Source organism: Actinomycetota bacterium (assembly GCA_040755895.1).
Classification (GTDB): Bacteria; Actinomycetota; Aquicultoria; order Subteraquimicrobiales; family Subteraquimicrobiaceae; genus Subteraquimicrobium.
Window position 1 is genome coordinate 1 of the sequence record JBFMAG010000045.1, and the last position, 26,136, is coordinate 26,136.

The 26,136-nt window shown below is 45.5% G+C and carries 29 protein-coding genes and 1 tRNA gene; 29 read left to right on the forward strand and 1 reads right to left on the reverse strand.

Annotated elements, in window-relative coordinates; translation table 11 throughout:
• The 27 genes from aroF to AB1466_02125 form a co-directional block, all read left to right on the forward strand.
• On the forward strand, positions 1–931 hold a 931-nt coding region (gene aroF, locus AB1466_01995; protein MEW6188874.1), incomplete at its 5' end, for a 3-deoxy-7-phosphoheptulonate synthase.
• 6 nt (positions 932–937) lie between these two features.
• Complete coding sequence (locus AB1466_02000; protein MEW6188875.1) at positions 938–2,059, forward strand: prephenate dehydrogenase; 1,122 nt, start codon at positions 938–940, stop codon at positions 2,057–2,059.
• A gap of 56 nt (positions 2,060–2,115) precedes the next feature.
• Positions 2,116–3,399 carry a 3-phosphoshikimate 1-carboxyvinyltransferase gene (gene aroA, locus AB1466_02005; protein ID MEW6188876.1) on the forward strand — a complete coding sequence of 428 codons (1,284 nt, stop codon included), beginning with the start codon at positions 2,116–2,118 and terminating at the stop codon, positions 3,397–3,399.
• Positions 3,400–3,518: 119 nt separating this feature from the next.
• Complete coding sequence (gene cmk / locus AB1466_02010; GenBank protein MEW6188877.1) at positions 3,519–4,193, forward strand: (d)CMP kinase; 675 nt, start codon at positions 3,519–3,521, stop codon at positions 4,191–4,193.
• 56 nt (positions 4,194–4,249) lie between these two features.
• Positions 4,250–4,861 carry a lysophospholipid acyltransferase family protein gene (locus AB1466_02015; protein MEW6188878.1) on the forward strand — a complete coding sequence of 204 codons (612 nt, stop codon included), beginning with the start codon at positions 4,250–4,252 and terminating at the stop codon, positions 4,859–4,861.
• Positions 4,858–5,697: a 4-hydroxy-3-methylbut-2-enyl diphosphate reductase gene (locus AB1466_02020; GenBank protein ID MEW6188879.1), complete on the forward strand. Its 840-nt coding sequence runs from the start codon at positions 4,858–4,860 to the stop codon at positions 5,695–5,697. The genes AB1466_02015 and AB1466_02020 overlap by 4 nt, the downstream gene beginning before the upstream one ends.
• A gap of 80 nt (positions 5,698–5,777) precedes the next feature.
• Positions 5,778–7,073 (forward strand): ribosome biogenesis GTPase Der, encoded by a 1,296-nt coding sequence (gene der / locus AB1466_02025; protein ID MEW6188880.1) that lies wholly within the window; start codon positions 5,778–5,780, stop codon positions 7,071–7,073.
• A gap of 9 nt (positions 7,074–7,082) precedes the next feature.
• Positions 7,083–7,748: a glycerol-3-phosphate 1-O-acyltransferase PlsY gene (gene plsY, locus AB1466_02030; GenBank protein MEW6188881.1), complete on the forward strand. Its 666-nt coding sequence runs from the start codon at positions 7,083–7,085 to the stop codon at positions 7,746–7,748.
• On the forward strand, positions 7,748–8,764 hold the full coding sequence (locus tag AB1466_02035; GenBank protein ID MEW6188882.1) for an NAD(P)H-dependent glycerol-3-phosphate dehydrogenase: 1,017 nt from the start codon (positions 7,748–7,750) through the stop codon (positions 8,762–8,764). Before plsY ends, AB1466_02035 begins: the two co-directional genes overlap by 1 nt.
• 185 nt (positions 8,765–8,949) lie before the next feature.
• Positions 8,950–9,024 (forward strand) — tRNA-Pro (locus AB1466_02040).
• Positions 9,025–9,337: 313 nt separating this feature from the next.
• On the forward strand, positions 9,338–10,735 hold the full coding sequence (locus AB1466_02045; protein MEW6188883.1) for an aspartate aminotransferase family protein: 1,398 nt from the start codon (positions 9,338–9,340) through the stop codon (positions 10,733–10,735).
• Positions 10,732–11,262, forward strand: coding sequence for a CDP-alcohol phosphatidyltransferase family protein (locus tag AB1466_02050; GenBank protein MEW6188884.1), 531 nt, complete (start codon positions 10,732–10,734; stop codon positions 11,260–11,262). Before AB1466_02045 ends, AB1466_02050 begins: the two co-directional genes overlap by 4 nt.
• A 173-nt stretch (positions 11,263–11,435) precedes the next feature.
• Positions 11,436–13,931: a mannose-1-phosphate guanyltransferase gene (locus AB1466_02055; GenBank protein ID MEW6188885.1), complete on the forward strand. Its 2,496-nt coding sequence runs from the start codon at positions 11,436–11,438 to the stop codon at positions 13,929–13,931.
• A gap of 34 nt (positions 13,932–13,965) precedes the next feature.
• Entirely contained in the window at positions 13,966–15,378 is a 1,413-nt protein-coding gene (locus AB1466_02060) for a phosphoglucomutase/phosphomannomutase family protein (GenBank protein ID MEW6188886.1), read from the forward strand.
• A gap of 81 nt (positions 15,379–15,459) precedes the next feature.
• On the forward strand, positions 15,460–16,188 hold the full coding sequence (locus tag AB1466_02065) for a DUF881 domain-containing protein (protein MEW6188887.1): 729 nt from the start codon (positions 15,460–15,462) through the stop codon (positions 16,186–16,188).
• A gap of 1 nt (position 16,189) precedes the next feature.
• Positions 16,190–16,543: a small basic family protein gene (locus tag AB1466_02070; protein ID MEW6188888.1), complete on the forward strand. Its 354-nt coding sequence runs from the start codon at positions 16,190–16,192 to the stop codon at positions 16,541–16,543.
• A gap of 5 nt (positions 16,544–16,548) precedes the next feature.
• Complete coding sequence (locus AB1466_02075; GenBank protein MEW6188889.1) at positions 16,549–17,259, forward strand: DUF881 domain-containing protein; 711 nt, start codon at positions 16,549–16,551, stop codon at positions 17,257–17,259.
• A 46-nt stretch (positions 17,260–17,305) separates the two neighbouring features.
• Positions 17,306–17,464, forward strand: coding sequence for a hypothetical protein (locus AB1466_02080; GenBank protein MEW6188890.1), 159 nt, complete (start codon positions 17,306–17,308; stop codon positions 17,462–17,464).
• Between the two features lie 338 nt (positions 17,465–17,802).
• On the forward strand, positions 17,803–18,216 hold the full coding sequence (locus AB1466_02085; GenBank protein MEW6188891.1) for a secondary thiamine-phosphate synthase enzyme YjbQ: 414 nt from the start codon (positions 17,803–17,805) through the stop codon (positions 18,214–18,216).
• Positions 18,217–18,530: 314 nt separating this feature from the next.
• Positions 18,531–19,127, forward strand: coding sequence for an isochorismatase family cysteine hydrolase (locus tag AB1466_02090; protein MEW6188892.1), 597 nt, complete (start codon positions 18,531–18,533; stop codon positions 19,125–19,127).
• 33 nt (positions 19,128–19,160) lie between these two features.
• Positions 19,161–20,315 carry a nicotinate phosphoribosyltransferase gene (locus AB1466_02095; protein ID MEW6188893.1) on the forward strand — a complete coding sequence of 385 codons (1,155 nt, stop codon included), beginning with the start codon at positions 19,161–19,163 and terminating at the stop codon, positions 20,313–20,315.
• A gap of 211 nt (positions 20,316–20,526) precedes the next feature.
• Entirely contained in the window at positions 20,527–20,751 is a 225-nt protein-coding gene (locus AB1466_02100) for a DUF3006 domain-containing protein (GenBank protein ID MEW6188894.1), read from the forward strand.
• Between the two features lie 341 nt (positions 20,752–21,092).
• Positions 21,093–22,238: a D-alanyl-D-alanine carboxypeptidase family protein gene (locus AB1466_02105; GenBank protein MEW6188895.1), complete on the forward strand. Its 1,146-nt coding sequence runs from the start codon at positions 21,093–21,095 to the stop codon at positions 22,236–22,238.
• 62 nt (positions 22,239–22,300) lie between these two features.
• Positions 22,301–22,594: a hypothetical protein gene (locus AB1466_02110; protein ID MEW6188896.1), complete on the forward strand. Its 294-nt coding sequence runs from the start codon at positions 22,301–22,303 to the stop codon at positions 22,592–22,594.
• Between the two features lie 102 nt (positions 22,595–22,696).
• Entirely contained in the window at positions 22,697–23,161 is a 465-nt protein-coding gene (locus AB1466_02115; protein MEW6188897.1) for an FHA domain-containing protein, read from the forward strand.
• 20 nt (positions 23,162–23,181) lie between these two features.
• Positions 23,182–23,880 carry a MerR family transcriptional regulator gene (locus AB1466_02120; protein ID MEW6188898.1) on the forward strand — a complete coding sequence of 233 codons (699 nt, stop codon included), beginning with the start codon at positions 23,182–23,184 and terminating at the stop codon, positions 23,878–23,880.
• A 26-nt stretch (positions 23,881–23,906) separates the two neighbouring features.
• Positions 23,907–24,407: a Mut7-C RNAse domain-containing protein gene (locus tag AB1466_02125; GenBank protein ID MEW6188899.1), complete on the forward strand. Its 501-nt coding sequence runs from the start codon at positions 23,907–23,909 to the stop codon at positions 24,405–24,407.
• A 3-nt stretch (positions 24,408–24,410) separates the two neighbouring features.
• Here AB1466_02125 and ccsA read toward each other — a convergent pair whose 3' ends face one another.
• Complete coding sequence (gene ccsA / locus AB1466_02130) at positions 24,411–24,872, reverse strand: cytochrome c biogenesis protein CcsA (GenBank protein ID MEW6188900.1); 462 nt, start codon at positions 24,870–24,872, stop codon at positions 24,411–24,413.
• Positions 24,873–24,978: 106 nt separating this feature from the next.
• On the opposite strand from ccsA, the gene AB1466_02135 reads away from it, so the two are divergent.
• Positions 24,979–25,404: a hypothetical protein gene (locus AB1466_02135; protein MEW6188901.1), complete on the forward strand. Its 426-nt coding sequence runs from the start codon at positions 24,979–24,981 to the stop codon at positions 25,402–25,404.
• A gap of 25 nt (positions 25,405–25,429) precedes the next feature.
• Positions 25,430–25,969 (forward strand): hypoxanthine phosphoribosyltransferase, encoded by a 540-nt coding sequence (gene hpt / locus AB1466_02140; protein ID MEW6188902.1) that lies wholly within the window; start codon positions 25,430–25,432, stop codon positions 25,967–25,969.
• Positions 25,970–26,136 lie beyond the last annotated feature (167 nt).

Below are 26,136 nucleotides of genomic sequence, written 5' to 3' on the forward strand. Positions count from 1 at the left end.
TTCCCGAGGTAAATTCCGAACTGTTATTCTCGTAATCGGAGATGTGGAGCAAGCGGCGACTCTGCCCCTTACCGTATATCCCGGTGTAGAAAAAGTTATGCGGGTGTTAAAACCCTATAAATTGGTGAACAGGGAGGTTAAACCGGAAGATACGGTGGTTAAACTGAAGGACGCGGTCATCGGGGGTGGATATTTTACCGTCATTGCTGGTCCTTGCTCAGTGGAGACAGAAGAGCAGGTTCTTACCACTGCCAAGGCGGTAAAGAGGGCGGGGGCTTCCATACTTCGTGGAGGAGCTTTTAAGCCACGCACCTCACCCTACAGTTTCCAAGGATTGGGCAAGGAGGGTTTAAAAATCCTCGCCGAAGCGAGGAGGGAAACGGGTTTGCCGGTGGTCACGGAGGTTATGGATACACGGGATGTGGATTTGGTCGCCGATTATGCGGATATGCTCCAAATAGGAGCCCGCAATATGCAAAATTTCCTCCTCCTCAAAGCCGTTGGTGCAGCGCCTAAACCCGTGCTTTTAAAGAAAGGTTTTAGCAATACCATAGATGAATTTTTAATGGCCGCCGAATATATCATGAGAGCCGGCAACGAAAATGTTGTGCTCTGTGAGAGAGGAATCAGAACTTTTGAAACCTATACCCGGAATACCTTGGATTTGAGCGCCGTTCCTGTAATAAAGGATTTGAGCCATTTACCTGTGGTGGTGGATCCAAGCCATGCCACTGGAAGAAGCGATTTGATAGAACCCTTAAGCCTGGCGGCTTTAGCTGTGGGTGCCGATGGGATCATGGTCGAAGTCCATCCCCATCCGGAGGAAGCATTGTGTGACGGATCTCAGTCTCTAACCTTTGATGCCTTTAACAATATGATGAGAAAAATTAAGCCTTTAGCCAAGATTTTGGGAAAAAAGATGAAGGTCTGATTGAGGATGAATAATCTTCAAATTACCATTATCGGCGTGGGTTTAATCGGTGGTTCCCTCGGTTTAGCCTTTAAGAATCTTTCTGAACCGCCCCCCATTGTGGGAGTTGCGCGACATAAGAAAACGATAATGCGAGCTCTTGAGGTTGGAGCCATAGATAAGGGCACGACTTCCTACATTGAGGGCGTAAAGAATGCAAATATCATCTTTATAGCCACACCTGTGGGGTCCATCGTGGACATCGTTCGAAAGATTTATCCCCATCTTGAATCGGGAACCATTATAACGGATGTGGGGAGCACCAAAGCAAACATCGTTCACGGTGTGGAAGCATTTCTCCCTAAGTATCTTCATTTTATCGGCGGTCATCCCATGACGGGTTCCGAAAGGGTAGGAGTTCAAGCTGCCAGTGCTTCTTTATTCAAGAATGCCCATTATCTTTTAACCCCCACTCCTCGCACCAATATGAAGGCTTTTCAACACCTGCATTCCCTGTTAACAAAAATAGGTGCCTTGGTTTTGGCCATAGATCCCGATAAACACGATAAAATATTGGCAACCGTCAGCCACTTACCCCATATTCTCTCAGCGACCTTGGTGGATTTTGCCCTTAAGCAGACCACCGAGACGGAAAATCCTCTTCTACTAGCCGCAGGGGGCTTTCGGGATATGACCCGAATCGCTGCGAGTAGCCCCGAGATTTGGTCCGATATTTGTTTGGAAAATGATGCCGCAATTCTAGAAGCCTTAGAGGAGTTTTGGCGGGAACTTGAGGATTTCTCAAGGTTCATCAAAAAGAGGGATCGCGATGGTCTGGTTAAAAAGCTTGAAGAAGCCCGTAGAACCAGGCTGGGTCTTCCCTCCCTCGTATACAAGGATCTTACACAACTTCGCGAGTTATCCATACCCGTGATCGACAAGCCGGGAGTGATAAGTGACATTACGGTGACGATCGGTGGCATGGGCATAAATATTGAAAATATCGAAATCGTTCCCTCAACCGAGCATTCGGGGATTTTAAAATTGGTCATCGCCGGGGATGAAAATTCCTCAAAGGCTGCTGAAGCTCTCCGTGCGAAAGGCTACGAGGTTTCGATAGGAAGCCTTTATAATAGGGAAGTGCGTTGAGATCAGGATTAAGGATTATGAAAAGGTTAGCTTATAGTTGAATTTAAGAGGTAGCAATGGAGTTAAAAATAGCGAAGATAAGTGGTCTTCGAGGGGTAATTAAGGTACCCGGGGACAAATCCATCTCTCATCGAGCTCTTATAATCGGCTCTTTGACTTCGGGAAAGACCTCCATCCTGAATTTCCTTTCAGCTGCTGATTGTCTTTCCACATTGGCGTGCATCCAAGCTCTCGATGTTAGGGTGGAGATTCTCAAACCAGGCAGTCTAATCATTCATGGAGTGGGTCTCCACGGTTTAAAAGAGCCTCAAGATGTTCTAAATGTGGGAAACTCGGGCACAACCTTGCGTGTTCTTCCGGGTGTTCTAGCTGGTCAAAATTTCTTTTCGGTGCTTACTGGAGATCAATCGATAAGAAGAAGACCCATGGATAGGGTGGTGGATCCTCTACGCCAGATGGGTGCCCAAATATGGGCGAGGAATGATGGTTATGCTCCCATCGCCATTTTAGGTCGGTCCCTTCACGGGATTACTTATACCATGCCCATTTCAAGCGCCCAGGTTAAGACCTGTCTCTTACTTGCTGGTCTTCTCGCTGAAGGGAAAACCATTATTACAGAGCCCCACCAATCGAGGGATCACACGGAGCGAATGTTAAAATTCCTGGGAGCTGACATCAATATAAGGGGGACGTCTTACTCAATCACGGGTCAGAGCTCTCTTGAGTCCGGTGAGATCAGTATCCCAGGTGATGTATCATCCACCGCCTTCTTGATCGTAGGTGCCCTAATCACTCCTCAATCCGAGTTGATAATCAAGGATGTGGGAGTTAATCCCACTCGAACTGGAGCGTTAGAGGTATTAAAAAAGATGGGGGCGCACATTGAGCTAGAGGATTTTTGCGTAAAGAGCGACGAACCTCGTGCTGATATCCTGGTTAAATCCAGTAAACTCTCCGGGGTAACCATTGGTGGGGAGATAATTCCCAGACTTGTAGATGAACTTCCGGTTCTAGCAGTGGCTGCAACGCAGGCGGAGGGTATAACCGTGGTTAAAGATGCGCAGGAGTTGCGGGTAAAGGAGACCGACAGGATCTCAGCTACCTGCACAAACTTAAGGAAGCTGGGAGCGGATATTGAAGAGCTTGAAGATGGATTCATCGTCAAGGGACCCACGAAGCTTAAAGGGACTGTATGCAGGAGTTACGGTGATCACAGGATGGCTATGGCCTTGAGTATAGCCGGTTTGGTCGCTGAAGGCACTACCATCATTGAAGGTTCAGAGTGCATCGATATCTCCTTCCCTGGCTTTGAAAAAGCTCTGAGGGATTTAATTTGCTAATCCTTGACTACAAAGCCGGTTAATCTCAATGCAATCTCTCATCACAGATACCCAGATACGTCATAGTTTTCCGATGACACGTCCCATGAGCGGCTATATAATTGAGTCGAGGGAGTGAGATGATCATAGCTATTGATGGTCCGGCTGCATCTGGAAAGAGCTCCGTGGCCAAGCGAATCGCTCAAAAACTTGGGTTTAGGTATATAGATACCGGAGCCATGTATCGTGCTCTAACCTGGAAGTCTCTCCAGGAAAGGATCGATATTTTTGATGAGGAAGCCTTGGTGGCTTTAGCCAAGCAGGTGAAAATTCGTTTCGTCAGACCAAAGGAAGGAATTGAGGAAAGGATATTCGTCGATGATATCAATGTGACCGAAGACATTCGCTCTCCGAAGGTAGGCGGTGCGGTATCCATCGTCTCCAGGGTACCCGAGGTAAGGCGGGTTATGGTTGAGGAGCAGCGCGCGTTAGCCATAAAGGACGCCGTGGTGGAGGGGCGCGATATAGGAACGGTTGTTTTTCCCGATGCAGAAGTAAAGATATTTTTAACCGCTTTTCCCAGCGAGAGGGCGAGGAGAAGGAAAAAGGAACTGGAGGAGAAGGGGCATAAGGTGGATATAACTTTAGTGGAGCGGGAGATCATTACCAGGGACAAAATTGATAGCACTAGGCCGGCGAGCCCGCTGTCGAAAGCACCCGATGCTCTCTTGATTGATACCACGGGAAAAAGCATCGATCAGGTGGTCGATGAAATCCTTGGGTATATCGAAGGAAGAGAAGAGGTGAAGAAGTGAGGGAGTGATACAGAGCTCCTGAGCTAAATACCTCTCAAAAGAGGGGAGAAATTGCATTGCTTTATAACCTTGCTTATGTGGTATTTATAATTTTATTCAAGCTATTATATCGATTCTCCGTATCCGGGAAGGAAAATCTTCTAAAAACGAAACCGTTCATCATCGCTGCCAACCACATGAGTTATGTTGATCCCATCGTCCTTGGTTTAGCTGCTTATCCCAGAAGGATTTATTTTATGGCCAAGGAGGAGCTATTCAAAATCCCCATTTTGAATTGGCTTATAAGGGAGCTAAATGCTTTTCCCGTGCGTAGAGGTAAATCCGATAAAAAGGCATTTCAAATGGCTCTTGAGCTCCTTCTAAGGGGAAAAGTTGTGGGACTCTTCCCTGAGGGAACGCGCCATCGCGGGAAGTTGGGTCCCGCTCATAGTGGAGTGGCGATCCTGGCGCTTAAGACCGGAGTCCCGGTGATCCCCATCGCCATCATTGGAACCGATAAGATCCTTCCCGAGGGAAAATATATTCCAAGATTCCCTCGAATCAGAGCGGTGATAGGGAAACCCATATTTGCAAATAAGGGTGAACTCAAGGTTAAGGAAAGCATTTTAGATATGACCGATCGCATAATGAGCCACATTGCTGGTTTGATGGAAGGGAATTTAGGATGAGGATTGAATTGGCGGAACACGCAGGTTATTGCTATGGAGTGGAGCGGGCTCTTAAGCTTGCGAGGCAGGCTACTCGTACTTACCCCAAGCCCATTTATACTCTTGGTCCGATCATCCATAATCCCCAGGTGGTTAAATCCTTGAAAGAGCAGGGGATATATCCCGCGTCTAATCTAAGTGAGATTGGAGAGGGGACCATGATCATTCGGTCTCATGGAGTTGATCCTCAAATTATTACGGAGGCGAAGAAAAAAGGCATCCATATTGTCGATGCCACATGTCCTTTCGTTAAAAAGGCCCAACAGCGAGCTTCAAAGTTGGTCAGGGAAGGATATGAATTGGTGATAGTGGGTGAGCGGGATCATCCGGAAGTCATTGGAATTTTGGCTCATGCCAGTGGCAAGGCTTTGGTTGCGGAAAAACCAAGCGATCTCGAATCCCTTACGGGCAAAAAGAAGATTGGGGTGGTGGTCCAAACCACTCAATCCGAGGAGAATTTAAAACTTGTCGTCGGTGAATTGCTCACGAGGGCGACTGAGATTAAAGTGTACAATACCATTTGTGATGCTACGAGCAGGAGACAAGCCGTTGCTAAGGAACTGGCAAAGCGCGTGGATATCATGCTCATTGTGGGTGGCAAAAACAGCGCCAATACTTCACGACTGGCACATATCTGTCGGCAGACAAATCCCCAAACTCATCATATCGAAACCGCTAAGGAGCTCAATCCCGCCTGGTTTGAAACAAACTCTCATGTTGGGGTCACCGCTGGAGCGTCCACTCCGGACTGGATATTAAGAGAAGTAGTCGACAAGCTCTCACAAATTTCTCGATGATATCTCGCTTTTAACCGCACCCAGTCGCGGTTCATGGTTCGTTAGAAAATTAATTGAATGGAGCGAGGAAGGTAAAGAATATGTTACCTTTGGTGGCAATCGTGGGAAGAGCGAATGTGGGAAAATCCATGCTGGTAAACAGGATTGCAGTGAGCTCCGAGGCGATCGTAGATAAGGTGCCCGGCGTAACTAGGGATAGAAATTATATTCAAGCCGACTGGCGGGGAAGATCCTTTACCCTCATCGATACGGGGGGACTTGATTTTACGAAATCTCTCCCCATGTCGGAAGCGGTGGTTAAGCAAGCCCTTCTCGCTATGGAGGAAGCCGATGCCATTATCTTTGTGGTCGATGGACTCAGTGGGTTACTCCCCGATGATAAGGAGATCGCCAATATTTTAAGGACCTCAAATAAGCCCGTATTATTGGTGGTGAACAAGGTTGATGATCTTACCCGAGATGAGGCTAAATACCAGTTCTATGAATTGGGGTTGGGGGAACCTTTGGCCATCTCGGCTATGCATGGTTTGGGAATCGGAGATTTACTCGATGAGCTTGTTCAATTCCTTCCCAAAGCCATCGAGGAGAGAAGGGAGGAATTGAGCGTCGCCATTGTGGGGAGACCAAATGTTGGGAAATCATCGATCCTCAATAGATTGTTGGGGCAGGAGAGAGCCATTGTCAATGAGATACCGGGAACCACCAGAGATGCTATCGATACCCTTCTCGTTCGTGATGGCAAGCGATATCGATTCATTGACACAGCTGGTTTGAGACGAAAGGGGAGAATCAAAAAGGATATAGAGTATTATGGCTTTGTTCGTGCCTTGAGGGCTTTGGACGTCGCGGATGTAGCCCTGATCATTCTTGATGCCTTGGAGGGAGCAACTGAGCAGGATCAAAAGGTGGGGGAGCTCGCTGAGAGTCGTAGGTGCGCGAGCATCATTCTCCTTAATAAGTGGGATTTGGTGAAAAAGGAAATTGCCGAGGATCTAATTCTTAATGTAAAGTACAAGTTTAGATTTTTGGATTATGCCCCAATGCTTTGCGTTTCTGCCCTTACGGGGGAGGGAATCGGGAACATATTTCCAAATTTAGATATAATAGCCAATGAATACAAGAAGAGGATCTCTACCCCAAAATTAAATGACTTCATACAGCGATTGCGTGTAGAGGGCTACGTTCCCACGAAGAGGGGTAGGAAGCTTAAGATATCATATGTAACTCAGGTGGGAACAAAACCACCAGTTTTTGTCTTTTTCGTGAATCGTCCAGAAATCGTCGATCCGTCCTATCAGAGATACTTGAGGAACAAAATAAGGGAAATATTTGGATTTAATGGCTGTCCACTTCGTCTTAAATTCAGAAAGAAGTGAGCGAGATTGTTGGCGATAGTTAAAAGCATCTTGGCAATAGTCGCCGGTTACCTTTTGGGATCCATTCCCTTCGGATTGATCATGGGAAAGATAGGTTACGGGATTGATATTCGAGAGTTCGGGAGCGGAAATGTTGGAGCCACAAATGTCTTTAGGGTTTTGGGTACCCTGCCTGGTTTGCTCGTCCTCGTCGGAGACTTTCTAAAGGGTGCCCTTTCCCTGCTTCTGGCCAGTTATCTCTTTCCCAATGCACCTACCTTCCTGGGAAGCCATGAGCAAGTTGTGTTGACCGATGCCACCGTGGTGGTTCTTGCGGGTATGGCCGCAATCTTAGGTCATAGTTGGTCGATTTATCTGAAGTTCTTGGGGGGAAAGGGAGTGGCTACCGGTGCTGGGGTTCTCACCGTTTTGGCGCCAAATGTCGCGGGTATTCTCTTTCTCATCTGGCTTTTGATTGTGATCAGCACCAGATATGTCTCCCTAGCCTCGATAACCATTGCTTTTCTCCTTCCTCTTTTGATGCTCTATTTTCAAGCTGGAAATTATCCCTATATTTTATTCAGTATCCTCGCCACCATCATAATCGTCTATAAACATAAACCTAATATAAAGAGACTTTTGGCTGGGGAGGAATTGAAGCTTGGGTTTCGTTCCCAGGAAAGGGAAGGTAAATAATGGAGAAAATTGCAGTTATTGGTGCAGGTAGTTGGGGCACGGCGATTTCCACCCTTCTTGCAGAAAAGGGATTTTCAGTTAGCTTATGGGCTAGAGACGGAGATTTAGTAGAAGCCATGCAAAGTTTGCGACGCAATCCTCGATATTTACCCGAGCTCCTCCTTCCCAAAAATTTGTATATTACTGGTGATCTCTCCGAAGTTCTTTCAAAAGCGGAGATGGTAGCCCTGGCTGTGCCCTCTCACGCCATGCGTTCGATCATTCGAATGCTTAAAGATGAGTTAAAATCCAATGTACTCATCGTGAGCTTAACGAAGGGAATTGAGGTTGATACCCTCATGCGAATGTCAGAGGTCATTCAAGGCGAACTCTCATCCACTTTTCAGGTGAACATCGGGGTACTTTCAGGTCCAAACCATGCGGAGGAGGTTGCCCAGAAAATCCCCACTGCTACTGTAGTCTCAGCTTTTGATAAAGGTTTAGCCTTAAAACTCCAAGAAGTGTTCATGACCCCTTATTTCAGAGTCTACACCAATCCCGATGTGGTTGGGGTTGAACTCGGTGGAGCCACCAAAAATGTAATTGCCATCGCGGCGGGGATATCCGATGGTCTGGGTTACGGTGACAATACCAAGGCTTCCCTGATGACCAGGGGATTAGCGGAGATGACTCGCTTGGGTGTGACTTTAGGTGCTCGACCTTTAACCTTCGCTGGGCTTTCAGGAGTTGGCGATCTTATTGCCACTTGTACCAGCCGTCATAGTAGGAATCGAGCTGTAGGTGAAAAGCTTGGCAGGGGAATGAGCTTATCCCAAATACTGCAGGAGACGACGATGGTTGCAGAGGGCATCCGCACGGCGAAAGCCGTTTATCAACTCGCTCAAAAATATGAAGTTGATATGCCCATAACCAAAAGCGTGGCAGAGGTGATTTACTTCGGTAAGGATCCTCACGATTGTGTCGTGGAACTCATGTCGAGGGGACCGACCGAGGAGATAAAAGAGGGGGGAATTTAAATGGAGGAATTTTTTTGGGTAGTGGTTGTCCTGATAATTACATTCTTATTATTTGCCTTACTGGCAAAGATTTGGGCTGCTCATCATTAAAATTCGGGATTTCTAAATTTCAGAGCGTATTCAGGTCACCTTGAATAGAGATTTTACCTTAGATATAATGAGGTCGATAAATGACCAAATAGAAGCGGGGCGTGGCGCAGCCTGGTTAGCGCACCAGACTGGGGGTCTGGGGGTCGGCGGTTCAAATCCGCTCGCCCCGACTAGGTCAGGGTACTAGAAGGATTAGAATTGGTTTTTTCCTATTTTTTCTAACAATTTTCTAACAGAGTTCCTGAAATATGTGACATGCGATATGCAACATATCTTTGAAAAGACGTCCAAAGTGCCCAAAAACTTCAGGTCAAACGGTAGACATTGTCAAATATCTCGGTGAATGGTGTCCATGAACCCTCAATTCTTTCCATCTTCCATCATATTTTGCCCCCGAAGGCGGGGTCCTTACAAAAGCAACAAAAGCATCCAAAATGGGCTAAAATAGGTTAAAATAAGACAGAAGTTTGAAAGGAAATGACTATGCCTATTAGGGGTAATTTGATTTCCATCGACGATGCTTTAAATGCTTCAAAAAGCGAGGTTAAGGGGTGGTTTAGGGAGTACATCAATCCCGATTTGTGTTTGACACTTGAACTCGTTGGCTTCGACGAGGTTTATGACAAGGCTGAGGGGGTCACCGTTTACGTCGATGGAAAACCATATTTGGACTTTTTATGTGGGTATGGAGTTGCAGCCCTGGGACATAACCACCCCGAAATAATAAAGGAAATATATAAAGTCAAGGAGAAGCCAAATTTTTTTCAAGCCGCTCTTTCCCCTCTAACTGCGGCATTGGCTCGAAATCTCGCCCTTATTACCCCCGGGAGTTTAAGGAAATCCTTCTTTTGTAATTCCGGAGCAGAGGCTGTGGAGGGAGCCTTGAAGCTGGCCAGAGCGGCTACTCACCGTAAAAAGATAATCTACACCGAGAATTCCTTTCATGGGAAGACTATGGGAGCCCTATCTGCAACCGGCAGGGGAAAATACCAGGCACCCTTTGAGCCACTACTCCCGGATTTTGAGAGCATACCCTATGGTGATTCCGAAGCTTTACGTGAGAAGCTCAGGAGAGGTGATGTAGCTGCCTTCATAGTCGAGCCCATCCAGGGTGAGGGAGGGGTTATCCTCCCTCCAGAGGGCTATTTGAAGGAGTCGGAGAAGTTGTGCCGAGGGTACGATGTTTTACTTATACTGGATGAGATTCAAACCGGTCTCGGTCGCACGGGAGCGATGTTTGCCTGCGAACATGAAGGTGTAGAACCGGATATTCTTTGTTTGGCAAAGGCCTTGAGCGGCGCAGCTGTACCAATCGGTGTTTACATAACCACGGATGAAATATGGAAAAAGGCTTACGGCAGTATGGAAAGATGTTTGCTTCACACTTCCACCTTTGGCGGAAATGCATGGGCTTGTGCGGCTGCCCTGGCCACCCTAGATTTACTCTGTCGCGATAAAGGGCGTCTAATCAAAGAAGCTGGAAATAAGGGTGAATATTTCCTTAATAAGTTGGAGAGTTTAAAGAATCGAAATCCCATAGTGAAAGAGGTCAGGGGCAAAGGATTAATGATCGGGATGGAATTTGATCAGCCAAAGTTTCTTAAGGGAGCTTTAAGTGACCTCTTTAGGAAATACTCTGCATCCTTGGTTGCCAGCGAGCTTAAGGATGAATACTCCGTCATTACCGCCTATACTTTAAACAACCCCAATGTTATCAGGTTCCTACCACCCTTACTGGTCTCAACGGATCAAATAGATTATGTCGTGGATTCTCTGGACAAGATATGTCATCGGGGATTTTCGGGAGTAGTATTGGGGGCAGGGTGGAAAGCCGGAAAGCGTTTGATCAGAAAGGGTTTTACCCGCGAGCATATCGAGTGATACGGTTTCAAAAGCGTTACGTGGCCAATGTAATAACAATTTTTCGTATATTTTTAATCCTTCCCCTCTTATATTTCATCTTCTCTTTGAAGTATAATATTTTTGCGGTCATAATTCTTACTTTAGCGTCCTTATCCGATTGGCTGGATGGTTTCATTGCTCGTTCCATGAACGAGGTTACCGATTTTGGGCGCATGATCGATCCTCTTGCGGATAGATTATTCATTCTAAGTGTGATAATCGCCCTTTATATAAGAGATGCCTTACCACCATTTTGGGCATTGATGATTTTCGTGTGCAGAGATTCACTCATGATCATTGGTTACCGCATGCTGAAGACTCGGTGTAAAAGAGTGGATATCACTTATTTGGGGAAAATGGCAACGGCCATTCTCATGGTTTCATTCATCCTGCTACTGCTCAAATTCGAATTGGGGATTTGGCTATTCTATCTGGGGTTGGTTTTATATTTAATTTCAGGTTTTGACTATCTCCAAAAGGGTTTAAGGATGCTCAGTCAGGGGTGACATTTCTTCAGTGGACTTCTTCATCAGTGGTTTGAAGAATGTAAAATCGATGCTTCTCAGTTGCCGCAACAAAACCGAAATTTGGGTCACGGATTACGTTCATTAACCATGATTATTTAAATAGTTATTTGATTCTTGTAAGAGTAATTTACGGTGGGAGAAGGTGAGTTTTGATGAAGGCAGTGGTAATGGCGGGTGGAGAGGGAACGAGACTCCGTCCTTTGACGAGCAACCAGCCTAAGCCCATGGTTCCTTTCATGAATAAACCGGTGATGGAACACGTGATAGAGTTGCTTAAGAAGCATAAGATCACGGATATCGTGGTCACATTGCACTTCCTTCCTCAACTAATTAAGAATTATTTTGGTGAGGGCACCGATATGGGAGTAAATTTAAGCTACTCTATAGAAGAGAGCCCTTTGGGCACCGCGGGAAGTGTAAAGAATGCCGAAGAGCACTTGAATGAGACTTTCATCGTTGTCAGTGGTGATGTCCTCACCGATTTTAATCTCACGGAAATTATAGAGTTTCACCGTAACAAAAAGGCCATGGCTACCATCGCCCTGAAGAGCGTCGAGAATCCTCTGGAATTCGGTGTAGTCATCACCGATGAGGATGGGCGCATCCAGCGCTTTCTGGAAAAACCCACTTGGGGTGAGGTATTTAGCGACACCATAAATACTGGTATTTATGTGCTCGAGCCCAAAATCTTCGAATATATTCCCGAAAATACCATATTTGATTTTAGTCAGGATCTTTTCCCTTTGCTCCTCAAAAATGGGGAACCACTCTATGGATGCACTGTTAAGGGATATTGGTGCGATATCGGTAATACCCAGCAGTATGTGCAAGCCCATCGGGATATTTTGGGAGGAAAAGCGAATATTAAACCCCCCGGGATTAGAATGGAAGGGGATATATGGGTAGGCGAGGGAGCATTCATTCATCCAGCTGTGGATATAAGAGGACCCGTGGTTATAGGTCAACATGCCAAGATAGAAGCAGGTGCTGAGATTAGAGAATATTCGGTTATCGGGAACAATGTGCTGGTCCGAAACAATGCTCACATCCATCGATCGATAATCTGGGAGAATTCATACATTGGACCTCAAGCTCACCTTCATGGTTGTGTGATTGGGAAGAGCTGTGATATTAAGAAGGGAGCCCGACTCGATCTCGGAGTGATAATTGGAGACGAATGCGGAATCGGGGAAGATGCTGTCATAAATCACGATGTTAAGATTTACCCTTTCAAAACCGTAGACGCCGGAGCCACCATTAATACCAGTATTATCTGGGAGACGAGGGGGATGCGAACCCTCTTTGGCAAGCATGGTGTCTCGGGTCTGATCAATATAGATATCACCCCTGATTTGGCAATGCGTTTGGCAATGGCTTATGGAACCTCTCTCAAGAAGGACACACACGTGATGGTGAGCAGAGATGCTAACCGAGCCTCACGAATGATTAAAAGGGCTATCGTAGCTGCTCTCAATGCTACGGGTATTCACTGCCGAGATTTGAGGGTTGCTCCGACTCCGATTAATCGATTCAATGTCCGGACTAGCCGGTGTGTAGGCGGGGTTCATATTAGGGTTTCTCCCTTTGATCCTCAATCCATTGAAATTAAATTGTTTGACGCGCAAGGAATGGACATTGATGAGAATACCCAGCGGGGAATAGAAAAGTATTTCTATAGGGAGGACTTCAGGCGAGCCTTTTACAACGAGATTGGCGAAATCACTTTCCCCGCTCGTACGAGCGAGTATTATATAGACGGTCTACTCAAAGTGATCGACAAAAAATTGATTAGAGATGCGAAATTCAAGGTCGTTGTGGATTATGCTTGGGGGAGCTCTTCTTTGACCATGCCTGCACTTGTAGGCAAGCTCGGTTGTGACATCATTGCCTTAAACGCCTATACCGACGAGAGCAAAACCACTATCTCCGGTGAAGAATTTCAGCAGCATCTGAAGAATTTATGTCGAACGGTTCGAGTATTTAAGGCGGATTTCGGCATCCTCATCGACAGTGCTTGCGAAAAGGTATTTGTGGTGGATGATAGGGGAAGACCCATTTCCAATGATGATCTCCTTCATCTCTTTGTGAGTCTCATTTGCCAATTTGGAAGGAAGAAGGGAAAAATTGCGGTTCCCCTCACCGTCTCCCGCGTGGTCGAGGATATTGCCGCCGAATATGGACGGAAGGTCATCAGAACGAAGGTAAGCGCCAGGGCTTTGATGGAGGCTGCTTTGAGGAAAGACGTAGTCTTTGCGGGTGCTCAAGGCGGGGGTTTAATCTTCCCTCAATTCCTACCGTCCTATGATGCCATCGTGACCTTTTGCAAACTTATAGAATTCCTTGCGAAGGCCGACAAACCAATATCGGAATTGGTCGCCGATCTTCCCAAATGCTATTTGGCTCACCAGAATACTTTTTGCTCATGGGAGCTAAAGGGACTGGTTATGCGACGATTGATGGAGCGAGCTAAGGGTAAACAAGTACAGCTTTTAGATGGAGTAAAGATTTTTGATACAGATCGCTGGGCTTTAATCCTTCCGGATCCAGAGGAGCCGGTATTTAGAATCTACGCCGAAGCTGATTCCGATAAGAGAGCTAAAGCTGAGGTTGAGAATTATATCAAATTCATTTCCAGCGTCTCCTCCTAGTCAAAATTCGAAGTCTTGGAGGTAAATTTCGGGTTTGAAAGGGATCAAGTTTGGAACCGATGGCTGGCGAGCGGTTATGTGTGACACTTTCACCTTGGAAAATGTGAGGGTGGTAGCGCAAGCCATCGCCGATTTTATCTTGCGAGAGGGTGAACCCGAAAAGGGATTAGTTATAGGTCACGATACCAGGTTCTTTGCCGAGGAATTTGCTTCTGCGTGTGCCTCAGTCTTGCTGGGTAATGAAATACCCGTTTATTTGGCTCGCGGAGCAATGCCTACTCCCATTACCGCGTATTGCATCAAGCTATGTGATACTGCGGGAGCAATCATGCTCACCGCCAGTCACAATCCTCCAGAATACAATGGGATAAAATTCATTCCTGAATATGCTGGCCCCGCAACTCCCAAGATCACCTCACAAATCGAGCAAAACATCGAGCGGATTAAAGAATCGGGGAAAATTTTGCAGGCATCATTGGAGTCCACACTCGTTCACTACATAGATCCTTTCCCTAGGTATATTGATCATTTAAAGAATTTGGTCGATTTTGAAGTCCTCAAGCGAGGAAAGCTTAAGGTAGTTTTGGATCCCATGTATGGAACAGGGCAAGGGATAATGGCTCAAGTTTTTAAGGAGGCCGGTTGCAGCGTTCACGCCATTCACGACTATCGAGATGTACTTTTTGGTGGTACTCTACCCGATCCAACCTCAAAGAATTTAAGGGAATTATCATCTCTGGTGAGGGAGGAAGAAGCAGACCTTGGGTTGGCTCTGGATGGGGATGGCGATAGGTTTGGAGTCATTGACTCAAACGGCGTTTACTTTTCTCCCAATCGGGTGTTGCCCCTTGTGGGATTGCATTTGCTCAAAGAAAAGGGCTTGAAGGGGATAGTTGTTCGATCCATAGCGACCACGCATATGCTCGATGTCATTGCTCGAAGATTTGGTGTGCACGTTGTTGAGACACCGGTCGGATTCAAGTACATCGGGCAAATTATGCGGGAAAAGTCCGTGGTGCTTGGTGGGGAAGAGAGCGGAGGATTAAGTATAATGGGGCATATTCCCGAGAAGGATGGAATCCTTGCCGATCTCCTAGTGGCGGAAATTGTAGCCCATCAAGAAAGACCCTTATCCGAGTTACTTGAAGGCCTTTGTGCAGAATATGGAGACTTTTTCAGCGAACGTCTGGATATTGAATATTCCCAAGATAAGAAAGTAGATTTACTTGAAACACTGAAGACCAACCCACCCCTCTCCATAGGGAGTTTAAAACTGCAGAATGTTCTGACAAGAGATGGGGTAAAGTATTTATTCGAAGGAGGAGATTGGATATTAATCCGTCCATCTGGAACAGAACCTTTAGTTCGAGTTTATATCGAGACTCGTACCAAGGAAAAATTCTACGAGTTGAGAGAATATGCTCGGCGATTACTCGGCCGTTTTTAAAAATGCATTCCAGCTGGAGTGATTCGATGCACTTTCTCTATCCAGTAGTTACTGAATTATGCAGTCGGAGGTCGATTATGGTTGAATGAAGCGAGGCGGTTTTTTTCTCCCATTCTAATCTGTTTAATTTTGGGTTTCTTACTATCAACGGCTTTCTACGCCCAGCAAAGAACCCGTGAACGAGTAGGTCCACGAAAGACTGAGCTCATTGAGGTCATAAAGTCGTTGGAAAAAGAAAGGGAAAATCTAAAGAGGGAGACAGGAAAGCTAAGAGAGCGACTCCGAGCTTATGAGAAGGAAGCAGCGGCTCATGAAGGAATATTGGGTTCTTTCACAAAGGAATTGGAGGAATTGAAATTTGCTGCTGGTTTAACTGCTGTTATGGGACCGGGTGTGGAGGTGACTCTGGGCGATGCCTTACAGGTTCCTCCGGGTGAGGATCCTAACGATTACATCATACATGACTATGACCTACGCATAGTGGTAAATGCCCTTTGGGATGGTGGAGCTGAGGCCATCGCCATAAATAATCAGCGATTGGTTTCCACGAGTGCCATTCGCTGTGCGGGAAATACCATTTTAGTTAATTCCATGAGGCTCGCCACACCCTATAAGATTAGAGCCATTGGAAATTCTGAGCGACTTTACCGAGCTCTACAGGAGAACAAAGATGCATCGAAGCTTTTATGGGATTATGCGAAGTCCTTTGGTCTAATTGCTGAGATTAAAACCTTATCACATATCAAAATCCCAGCTTATAGTGGGAGTTTACGTGTAGAGCACGCTCGGGCCATAAAGGGAGAGGATTAAATTGGGAAGGCTCTATCTCTTACCCATCTTGGGTCTACTCATAGGTGTCCTATTGGGCTTGGTACTGAGGGTGGATATTCCATCGGTTTACGTTCCATACTTGGGCATAGCACTTCTGGCGGCTCTGGATAGTGCCTTTGGAGGTTTAAGAGCAAGTCTTGAGGGGAAATTCAATGACAAACTCTTCATGTCGGGTTTTTTTGGCAATACATTAATGGCCGCATTCATTGTCTACATAGGCGATCGATTGGGAATTCCATTATATTTGGCCGCCGTGGTCGCTTTCGGAGTCAGGCTTTTCCAGAATCTCGCCCTCATCAGGCGTTTAATCTTCCAGAGCAGAGGTTGGGAGTAGTGAAGATGAACATCTTTCACCTCCGGCGCATTCAGAGTAAGAGGATGGAGATCACCATCGCCATAATCTGTGCCATCATCGGTTTTCTTTTGGTTACTCAATTAAGGGTGCAAGGAGCCCTAAGCCGCAAATTAATGGAACTTTCAGAACAAGATTTGGGACAGATCATAGGGGAACTAAATGTGGAGATTGATGCATTGCACAAGGAAGTTACCGGTATGCGAATTCAATCCTATAAATATCGGCGTGAGGCTGCTGATAAGCAGGCAATTCTCGATGAAGCTGCGAAGAATTTGGAGGATTTAAGGATTGTTGCTGGATTGACAAGGGTGCAAGGAAATGGCATTCAGATTCTCATCACTGATAAAGAGGGTATTCTCAACGAGCATGACATTCTGGAGATTATACAGGAGCTGAGGGCCGCGGGTGCTGAGGGGATATCCATCAATGATCAGCGCGTTGTAGCAAGATCCGCTCTGGAAAAGAGAGAGGGATATATAGGAATGAATGGTAAGAGGATTCAATCACCTTATACCATAAAAGCCATTGGGAATCCGGAGATTCTTTATCAGGCTTTGACCTTACCCGGTGGGATAAAGGATGCTCTCGATTCCCTGGAGGGTATTTCTTTTCGGATTATTAAGAAGAGTAAAGTTATAATACCCGCTTTAAGCCCTCCTAAATATCACTATATTGCTCCTATCAAGGGGGAATAGGGGAGAGAACGGATTTCGCTCGAATCCATCGGCATATGAGCCAGTGATGATACCCCTGAAATTTTCCATGGATGGTCGATCCTTAAGTGCGGTTGTAGAGCGGATTGCGAGGGGAATTGAGAGAAAGCCCGTAAACGCCGGCATCGGGGTCAAAAACGCTCAGGTTGAAGCCATTCTTCGCAATGATACTTCGCCCATTTGCTGATAAAGACCTGGTGCAGTCCAAGCACTATAACTGTCGCCATTGGTACCGATTTTTGGTACAGAGATTTCGTATATCGCTTCTCCTTTCACCAATCTAAACCCTACCCCATAGAATATAAAGAGGATCCCACCCTTCCTGAAGGAGAGCAGGTTGTTAAAGAGAGGGAGTGGAAGGGTAAGAGATCACCGTGATACGAACGGTTAAGAAGAAAAAGTGTGGTGGTCAGGAAAGATAGGTTTATAAGTCGCTATAGACCAAAAGCCGCCGTGATCCGAGTAGGAACTATGGAGGCGCCCCAACCATCTTAAGAGACAACTTAAGACAGTGGAGGGTTAAAAATGGTAATAACCAAAAGTATCAGCTTTTCAACTGGGGGAAATACCGATGTCATAGATATTACGGAAAGGGTTCAAAGAGAGATAAAGAATTCTCCCGTATCCAGTGGTATAATTACCATCTTTGTTCCGGGGGCAACGGGTGGCCTTACTACCATAGAATTCGAATCAGGACTGCTCAGCGATTTCAAAGGTGTGATGGAGCAATTAATTCCCCGGAGAGATTATAGACATAATCTTAAATGGGGAGATGCTAATGCCCATTCTCATCTGAGAGCTTCCCTTATGGGACCTTCCTTAACCGTGCCTTTTACCGATAAGGAGCTTAATCTGGGTAATTGGCAGCAAATCGTATTCGTCGATTTCGATATTAGACCTCGTAACAGAAATTTGATTCTAAAAATCATTGGGGAATAGGCTCAATCTATGTATAATGTGACGTACATGGATCATAATTTTCAATGCAAAGTGCTCAAAGGGCCGCCCTTGAGCTTCGGGTTCGCTTTGGGCTGCTCTTATTCTTGCAGTGCGACCGTGCCTGCCGGCAGGCAGGAATTGACATCCACTTCACTAAGTCAATTTGCCGCAGCTGCTCCTCGATGAGTCGGGGCGACGCTGTCGCTCACACTCGCTCTGCAAGCGGCCCTGAGCAGCAGGTTTATGGTTTTATGACCCCACCTATAATGTGGATATAAAGTTCTCTTAGATTTTATTTATATAAGGAGGAGGCCATGATGGGCAGGACCGCTTTACTGATCATTGATATGCAATGTGATTTTGCCAAACCAGGTGGAAAGCTATACGTTAAGGATGGGGAAAGTACCATTCCTATCATAAAGGAGTTATTGGAGATGGCCCGGAGGAATGATCTCCCAGTCGTGTATTCGGTGGATGCTCATTTCAATCCCGACCCTGAATTTGAAACCTGGCCGTTACATTGCGTAGCGGGCACACCAGGAGCGGAGATAGTCGAGGAACTTCTTCCAGACTTTGATCGAGGCGAGATACTCATTCGCAAGGGAAGTTTTGAGTATTCCGCCTTTGCTCCAGAGTTTAGGGAGGAAAGCCATCTAACAAGATTACTCCAGGATCGAAAGGTTGAAAGGTTAGTGGTCACTGGGCTCGCCTACGACTTTTGCGCTGGTAGTACAGCTTGTGATGGAACCAAAGCGGGCTTTGAGGTATATTTAGTTTCCGAAGCAACCAAAGCCGTGGATATAGTTTCAGAGGGAGTTTCCACAAGGAAGGCCATGGATGAAAGGTTGCAAAGTGTGGGAGTGAAGATCGTATCTCTTGAGGAAGCAAGGGAACTTTTAAAGGCTATCTGATTTCCATCAAAGGGGGGATTTAAAATATTTCACATTGCTTCTGAGGAAATCATCAAGGCGGGGAAGATAACCGATGTTTACTTCGAGCGCGGAGTTCAAATCCTGAAAGCAAAAAATATCGACAAATGGGTCAAAGGGGAAGTTCGTGCCACCGACCTACCGGAGGATTGGGATTGGGCCGTTTTCGCCGGGCTTGAGGAAGCCGTTCATCTTCTTTCGGGGTTAAAAGTCAACGTTGAGGCAATGCCCGAGGGCACGCTGTTTCATGCCGAAGAGCCGGTGATGATCGTCGAGGGGAAATATCTTGACTTTGCGGTGTATGAAACCTCACTTTTGGGATTGCTGTGCCAAGCATCGGGAGTAGCCACGAAAGCGGCTCGATGTAAACTGGCAGCCGGGGATAGGAAGGTCTATAGCTTTGGAGCCAGGCGAATGCACCCTGCCATAACACCCATGGTTGAAAGAAATGCTTATATCGGTGGCTGTGACGGTGTAGCCGTTTCCGAAAGTGCCAAATTAATAGGGGAGAAGCCCATTGGAACCATGTCCCATTCGCTCATTTTAACCATCGGTGGTGAAGAAGAGACTTTTCGAGCCTTTCACGAGGTCATCGATCCTCAGGTGAAAAGAGTGGCCCTCATCGACACTTTCAATGATGAGAAATTCGCCGCCGTAAAAGCCGCCCAGGTCTTGGGGAAGGATTTATTCGCTGTCCGTTTAGATACACCCCGGTCTCGTCGGGGGGATTTCTTAAAAATCCTTCAAGAGGTTCGTTGGGAGTTAGACCTCAGGGGATACGAATATGTCAAGATATTCGTGAGCGGGGGCATAGATGAGCATAAAATAGCAGAATTCAATCCTTACGCGGATGCTTATGGAGTGGGGACAGCCATCAGCAATGCCTCCGTCGTCGATTTTTCCTTCGATATCGTCGAAATCGAGGGTGAAGCCATTGCCAAGCGCGGTAAGATGTCGGGTTCTAAAAATGTTTTGCGTTGCCGAGATTGTTTCATCACAAGGGTGATTCCGGTGGGACGTGAGGTCGAACGCTGCACATGCGGCGGAAAGATGGATATCCTTTTAAAATCGCTAATAAAAGAGGGTCGAATTGTAGGGGACATTCCAAAGGCGGGGAGAATTAGGGAATATGTCTTGAATCAATTGGGGCATCTCACTCTCACTTTATAAAGGAGAATATAGCCTAGACATTAATTCATCTGAAGCGAAGAAAGCTCTTATTTCACCAAAATAGGTTCTCTTAAATTTAAATTCTGATCCTTCGACAAGCTCAGGACAGGTTTCAAAATACTAAGCACTAAACAATATCAAATTACCAAAATTAAAATGTATTATCCTTACTTTTTGGAATTATGTCTAGGGCACAAAGGAGAATATAAAATTGAAAATAAAAGCTGTAGTAGATCGCATCGAAGGCGAGATGGCTATTTTGCTTTTAGAGAAAAGGTCCATTTTATGGCCTCTTAAAGCTCTTCCAAAAGGATGTCGGGAGGGAGACATAATATCCATTGATTTAAGGATCGACAAAGGGGCCACTCTAAAGCGTTCAAGAGAGCTTTCAAGTTTCATCGAGAAGCTTTCAGAAGAAGAAAAACGAAGTTCGTAACCAAATGATCGTCTCACCTCTTTAGTTCCCCCTTTTTTTGGCTGATAAAAAGATAGAAAGTAAGGAGCTACTGGAGAATCACAAGAGATCTTCAAGCGGGCTCCAGCTTTCATAGCCGTCTTTAAGACCATAAATTATTGGCTATCCTTCCAAGAGCTGGACATTTTGGGATATGGGTAATATCCTATAACAAGGAAATGATCACGCCCACGACGAAATTAACAGAATAAATAAAAAATACAAAAGAATAGAGAAGGAAGCAGAAATCAAGTTTTTAGCCCCGGAAAGATTCATCCTTGAAAGATCGATGGTTGCCAAGTAGATTTAATTTTCTAATTACAATGCGAAAAACGTTAACCCTTTTATTGACCATAATCTTTTTTCTTTTTTCAATATCCCCCGTTGCAGCTCAGATTGAGCCCTCTATCAGTGCTGCTTCTGCTATATTGGTGGATGCGAAAAGTGGGCAGATTTTATGGCAGCGAAATGCTCACCAAAGACGCCCCATGGCAAGCACAACCAAAATAATGACCGCGATATTGATCCTAGAATATGGGAGGTTAGTGGATGTGGTGACTACTACTCAGCAGGCATCGGATGTTGGGGAATCCGAGATTTATCTTACGGCAGGGGAGCGAAGAACCGTTGAAGAGTTGCTCTATAGCATGATGTTGGAGTCGGCAAACGATGCTGCGGTGGCTTTGGCAGAGTACATGGGAGGTACCGTCGAGAATTTTGTGCAACTCATGAATCGCAAGGCGAGAATCATTGGGTCTCACAATACTCATTTTGCCAATCCTCATGGTTTTCATTCCGATGATCACTATGCAACTGCCTATGATTTATCCTTGATTGCCAGATATGGTCTACTCGATGCCAAATTTGCCGAGATCGTTTCCACAAAGGACTACACTATTCCCTGGTCTGGCAATCAATACCCCCGGCGATTGAAGAATCACAATAAATTGCTTTGGAGGTATCCTCACGCCGATGGAATAAAAACGGGTTACACTAAACAAGCTGGTCATTGCCTTATTTCCTCAGCTACCAAAGATAATATTAGACTCATTTGCGTGGTATTGGGGGCTCTCAACAGCGAGGCTTGTTACAATGATAGCCAGCAATTGTTGGAGTATGGATTCAATTCCTTTAGGCGGGAGAAGGTGGTGAGGAAAGGCAAGGTCTATGCCCAGGTACTCCTGCCGATGTGGGGGGATCGAAAACTCAGTTTAATCGCCTCAAGGGATTTGACCTTTCTGGTAAAGCAGCAACCGCGAAGTTTAAAGACAGAGGTCAAGGTGGATCGACCCGTCTCACTTCCCATCACCAAGGGGCAAAAAATCGGTGAGATAAGGGTAATTCAAGATGGATATGAGTTGGGTAGAGCAGACCTTGTCACCGAGAGAACCATTTTTGAACCAACCTTTGTCGAAAAGCTTTTTATATACATAGGGTCTCTTATGAGGAAAGCCTGGCGCAGAAGATGATTGATATGTTAAACTTTGTTTAGAAAACGCCCAAAAAGCCGTGGAAAAGAGGTGGAGCTGTTTTGAAAGAAGGCAAATCGAAAAGGGCTTTACCCGATGAAGATGCTTTGGCTAATCTTTCTAAAAAGAGCGATGAGGAAATCCAACAAATTTTGAACGAGTTATATAAGAAGGAGGAAAGGTTATCCTATCAGCGTAGAATCTTACATGGGAAGATAGATATATTGAGAGCTGAATTGGTTGAGCGGTTGAAGAAGAGGTGCAAGGCTGGTAAAAGTGTCATCTCTGGAAGTGACATTCAACGCCTTGCAGAAATTTTGGCCAGAGGGTTCAAGCATACCAAAGATGTCTATTAATTTTCCTCTGCCAACAATTTGTGAGAGAAATTTGGGCAAGAGGGAGGGAAAGTTTACTCCCAAATAGAAAATTATTGAAAGGTTAATCGCTTGGAGTTGTATATGCTTTGCAGTAAATGTGGGCAGGAAAATGAGAATATGGCCAAATTTTGTGTAAGATGTGGTGCGGAATTAGAGCATCGGGAAGCTGATAGTACCATGTCCTTTGCGCCCATTAAGGAAGCTGAAGAAGAGGAAGCTGTAGTAGAAGAGGAACCATTACCTGGGGAGAGAATCGTGTTGGTGGTTAAGAAAGGACCCATTGTGGGGCAAAGGTTTCCTATAGAGTCAAAGGAAATTACCTTGGGTAGAGATCCTCAAAGCGATATCTTTTTGAATGACATCACCGTCTCTCGCAAACATGCCAAAATCGCCACAACTCCCGATGGCATCATTATCACTGATGTCGGGAGTCTCAATGGAACCTATGTCAATGGAAAGAGAGTGGAAAGCGCCTTTCTTAAACACGGTGACGAGCTACAGATTGGAAAGTTTAAGTTAATCTTTTTAACGGGGGGAACTTTATAATTGAGCAGGGGAGAGGAACGATGGCAAAGAGGGAAAGAGATTACATAACCATAGGTGAAGTCGTATCCAGACTTAAAGATAGGTTTCCAGGTCTTTCTATCAGTAAAGTTCGCTATCTCGAAGAGGAAGGGTTGATTAAACCCGAGCGCACCAAGGGGGGATATCGTAAGTTTTCGGAGGAGAATATCAAACGCTTAGAGACCATACTCCGGCTGCAAAAGGAAAAATTCTTGCCTCTGGATGTCATCAGGGAGAGACTAAGATTATTGGATAAGGGAGAGTCCTTGCCTGAATTTGAGGAAGTCCCGCTGACCGAGTGTTATCCTTTTCCCGAAGAAACGCAAGTTTCTCTCGAAGATGTGTCCCAGCTAGCTGGTTTATCCACCGATGAGATAAAGGATCTGGAAAGTTTTGGAATTGTGAAACCAAAGCAGACAGAGGAGGGGAGAATTTTCAGCTCTCTTGATGTGAATATCATGCGGATTGCTCGAAGTCTCTCCAGATATGGTATCGAACCTCGCCACCTTCGCATGTATGAAAATTTTGCCGAGCGAGAAGCATCCTTTTTTCAGCAGATTCTTCTGCCCACCTTAAAGCAAAGAAGTCCCGAGAGTCGGGAAAGAACCATCGAAAGGCTATCCGAGCTTGTAAAATTATCTGAGGAATTCAAAAGATTGGTGCTTCAAAAGACTCTTCGCTGCTATTTCCCAGAACTTTAGCCTCACTCAGATATTATTTGTAGGGAATGCTATTGTGTCATTATCTCGATCCTCAAGGCGAAAGGCATAAATTTATTGCCGACCAAATGCTGGGCCGCCTTTCTAAATGGCTCCGCTTGATGGGCTATGATACCCTTTATTTCAAATCCATTGATGACATCGAACTCATCCGAATTGCCAGGAAACAGGGGAGAATTTTATTGACGAGGGATACGGGTCTTATGAGGAGAAGGATAGTGAAGAGTCGGGTGAGAGCGATATTCATAGAAGATGATTTATTGGACAATCAGTTGAGACAGCTCATAAGAGAATTAAACCTAGATACCGAGAGGCTTTCCCCTCCGCTTTGTGTAGAGTGTAATTCTCCTTTGGAGGAAGTGCCCAGGGAGAGGGCCAGGGGACAGGTACCCAGCTATGTATATAGAACCCAAGATCAGTTTGTGGCATGCCCCGTTTGTGGCAGGTATTACTGGAGGGGAACCCACTGGCAACATGTTAGAAAGAGAATGCGCACTCTGCTTAAGTGAAGGTTATAGATAGTGATGCTGGCTGTGAATTGTGTAGTTAATCAGAAAGTTTAGTGAGAGAGGAACGATACCGATCACGCAAAGAGCCGATGACAACAGAATTCCTCGCTTATTTTCCTTTAGCGCCGAGAGTATTGCGGTGAGGCTCGTGATCAGGTAGTAAATCCATAGGACTAGGGAGCCCATGGCTTTCGCATCCAAGAACCAGTTGCTTCCCCAGAAGGCCCTCGCTTTAAAAGATCCCGAAATAATCGCCCCAGTTAGAAGAAGAAAGCCAAAAGTAAGGTAAATACAGGTGAGTACGGAGCGGATTTTCTCAAGGGTAAGCCCATTTTGTTGCATTCTGCCTCGATCACCCAATCTTTGAAGGGCAAGATATATACCGCCACTTAGGGCGGCGATTCCGAAGCAAACGTAACCCAATACCCCCAACATGGCGTGGGTAAGACAAATCTTCCAAACCATTTTTTCTTCCTCCATCATCGATGAGTGATGAGTTTTTTGCTATAATTACCCCTAAATGGGTATTATTATAAATGTAGTTTATATCCGGGAGTCAAAAAGAGCAACGATGGAAGTTTCAAAGGAAGAAAAGGTCCCAAAAGGGGATGGGTGGGGTGAAGACAAGGAAAGAGAAGAGATAAAATTCGCGCATCCCAGCGAGAAACAGTGTGCCAAGATTTTGGATTTTTATGGCATAAAATGGCTTTATGAGCCCAGGACCTTTCCAATAGAATGGGACAAGAAGGGAAACGTGATACAGAGTTTTACCCCCGACTTCTACCTCCCAGATTTCGATCTTTACATCGAGTTAACCACCATGAGTCAAAAGTTGGTAACTAAAAAGAATAGAAAGGTAAGGAGACTGCGCGAGTTATATCCGAACATAAACATTAAAATCTTCTATCAGAAGGATTTTCGCAATCTTCTTTTAAAGTATGGGTTACATAAAAAGCATTTCCCCGAGGGGCAGACGAAGGACAAAGGGAAAAAGTAGGAATCGATGGGGGTGAAAACAGAACGTGTTTGAGGATATAGAAGAAGTTTTATTTTCCGAGGAAGACATCAAAAAGAAAGTCAGAGAATTGGGTGGAAAAATATCTAAGGACTATAAAGGCAAAGATCTCCTATTGGTAAGTGTACTTAGGGGAGGAGTGGTTTTTTTAGCCGATCTAATACGTCATATTTCAATCCCCGTTTCCGTTGATTTCATGGCCATATCCAGCTACGGTTCTACGACGGAATCGCTTGGTGTTGTAAAGTTGATTAAAGATCTTGAAGAAAGCATTGATAAAAAACATGTACTGGTTGTAGAGGATATCATCGATACGGGATTGACACTCAATTATTTACTCCGTAATTTACAATCAAGGCATCCAGCCAGTCTTAAAGTCTGTGCTTTACTGGACAAATCCGTCCGCCGGATAGTCGACATCCCCATAGACTATAAAGGCTTTGATGTACCCGATGTGTTTGTGGTCGGATATGGGCTAGATTATGAGCAGAAATATCGCAACCTTCCTTTCATTGGTATTTTAAAGCCCGAGGTTTACGGCGAGTAAAAAGGTAAAGGAATCCTGGATTTAAGAGGAAAATAAAAAGAGCCCCAAGTAATCCTCAGCATCCTCCTTTTCAAAGAGCTTTACCTTATGATGATATATTCCGGGTGCCTTCCACTCTTCAAGTTGTTCTTTGTGAGAACTTCTTGGGGCTCCCGAAACCTATTTAA

Excerpts from the sequence above, each read along its gene's own strand:
- AB1466_02000 (MEW6188875.1), top strand. The coding sequence starts at position 938 with ATGAATAATCTTCAAATTACCATTATCGGCGTGGGTTTAATCGGTGGT.
- aroA (MEW6188876.1), top strand. The coding sequence starts at position 2,116 with ATGGAGTTAAAAATAGCGAAGATAAGTGGTCTTCGAGGGGTAATTAAG.
- cmk (MEW6188877.1), top strand. The coding sequence starts at position 3,519 with ATGATCATAGCTATTGATGGTCCGGCTGCATCTGGAAAGAGCTCCGTG.
- AB1466_02020 (MEW6188879.1), top strand. The coding sequence starts at position 4,858 with ATGAGGATTGAATTGGCGGAACACGCAGGTTATTGCTATGGAGTGGAG.
- der (MEW6188880.1), top strand. The coding sequence starts at position 5,778 with ATGTTACCTTTGGTGGCAATCGTGGGAAGAGCGAATGTGGGAAAATCC.
- AB1466_02035 (MEW6188882.1), top strand. The coding sequence starts at position 7,748 with ATGGAGAAAATTGCAGTTATTGGTGCAGGTAGTTGGGGCACGGCGATT.
- AB1466_02045 (MEW6188883.1), top strand. The coding sequence starts at position 9,338 with ATGCCTATTAGGGGTAATTTGATTTCCATCGACGATGCTTTAAATGCT.
- AB1466_02055 (MEW6188885.1), top strand. The coding sequence starts at position 11,436 with ATGAAGGCAGTGGTAATGGCGGGTGGAGAGGGAACGAGACTCCGTCCT.
- AB1466_02075 (MEW6188889.1), top strand. The coding sequence starts at position 16,549 with ATGAACATCTTTCACCTCCGGCGCATTCAGAGTAAGAGGATGGAGATC.
- AB1466_02080 (MEW6188890.1), top strand. The coding sequence starts at position 17,306 with ATGATACCCCTGAAATTTTCCATGGATGGTCGATCCTTAAGTGCGGTT.
- AB1466_02085 (MEW6188891.1), top strand. The coding sequence starts at position 17,803 with ATGGTAATAACCAAAAGTATCAGCTTTTCAACTGGGGGAAATACCGAT.
- AB1466_02090 (MEW6188892.1), top strand. The coding sequence starts at position 18,531 with ATGATGGGCAGGACCGCTTTACTGATCATTGATATGCAATGTGATTTT.
- AB1466_02105 (MEW6188895.1), top strand. The coding sequence starts at position 21,093 with ATGCGAAAAACGTTAACCCTTTTATTGACCATAATCTTTTTTCTTTTT.
- AB1466_02115 (MEW6188897.1), top strand. The coding sequence starts at position 22,697 with ATGCTTTGCAGTAAATGTGGGCAGGAAAATGAGAATATGGCCAAATTT.
- AB1466_02120 (MEW6188898.1), top strand. The coding sequence starts at position 23,182 with ATGGCAAAGAGGGAAAGAGATTACATAACCATAGGTGAAGTCGTATCC.
- AB1466_02125 (MEW6188899.1), top strand. The coding sequence starts at position 23,907 with ATGCTATTGTGTCATTATCTCGATCCTCAAGGCGAAAGGCATAAATTT.
- ccsA (MEW6188900.1), bottom strand. The coding sequence starts at position 24,872 with ATGGTTTGGAAGATTTGTCTTACCCACGCCATGTTGGGGGTATTGGGT.
- AB1466_02135 (MEW6188901.1), top strand. The coding sequence starts at position 24,979 with ATGGAAGTTTCAAAGGAAGAAAAGGTCCCAAAAGGGGATGGGTGGGGT.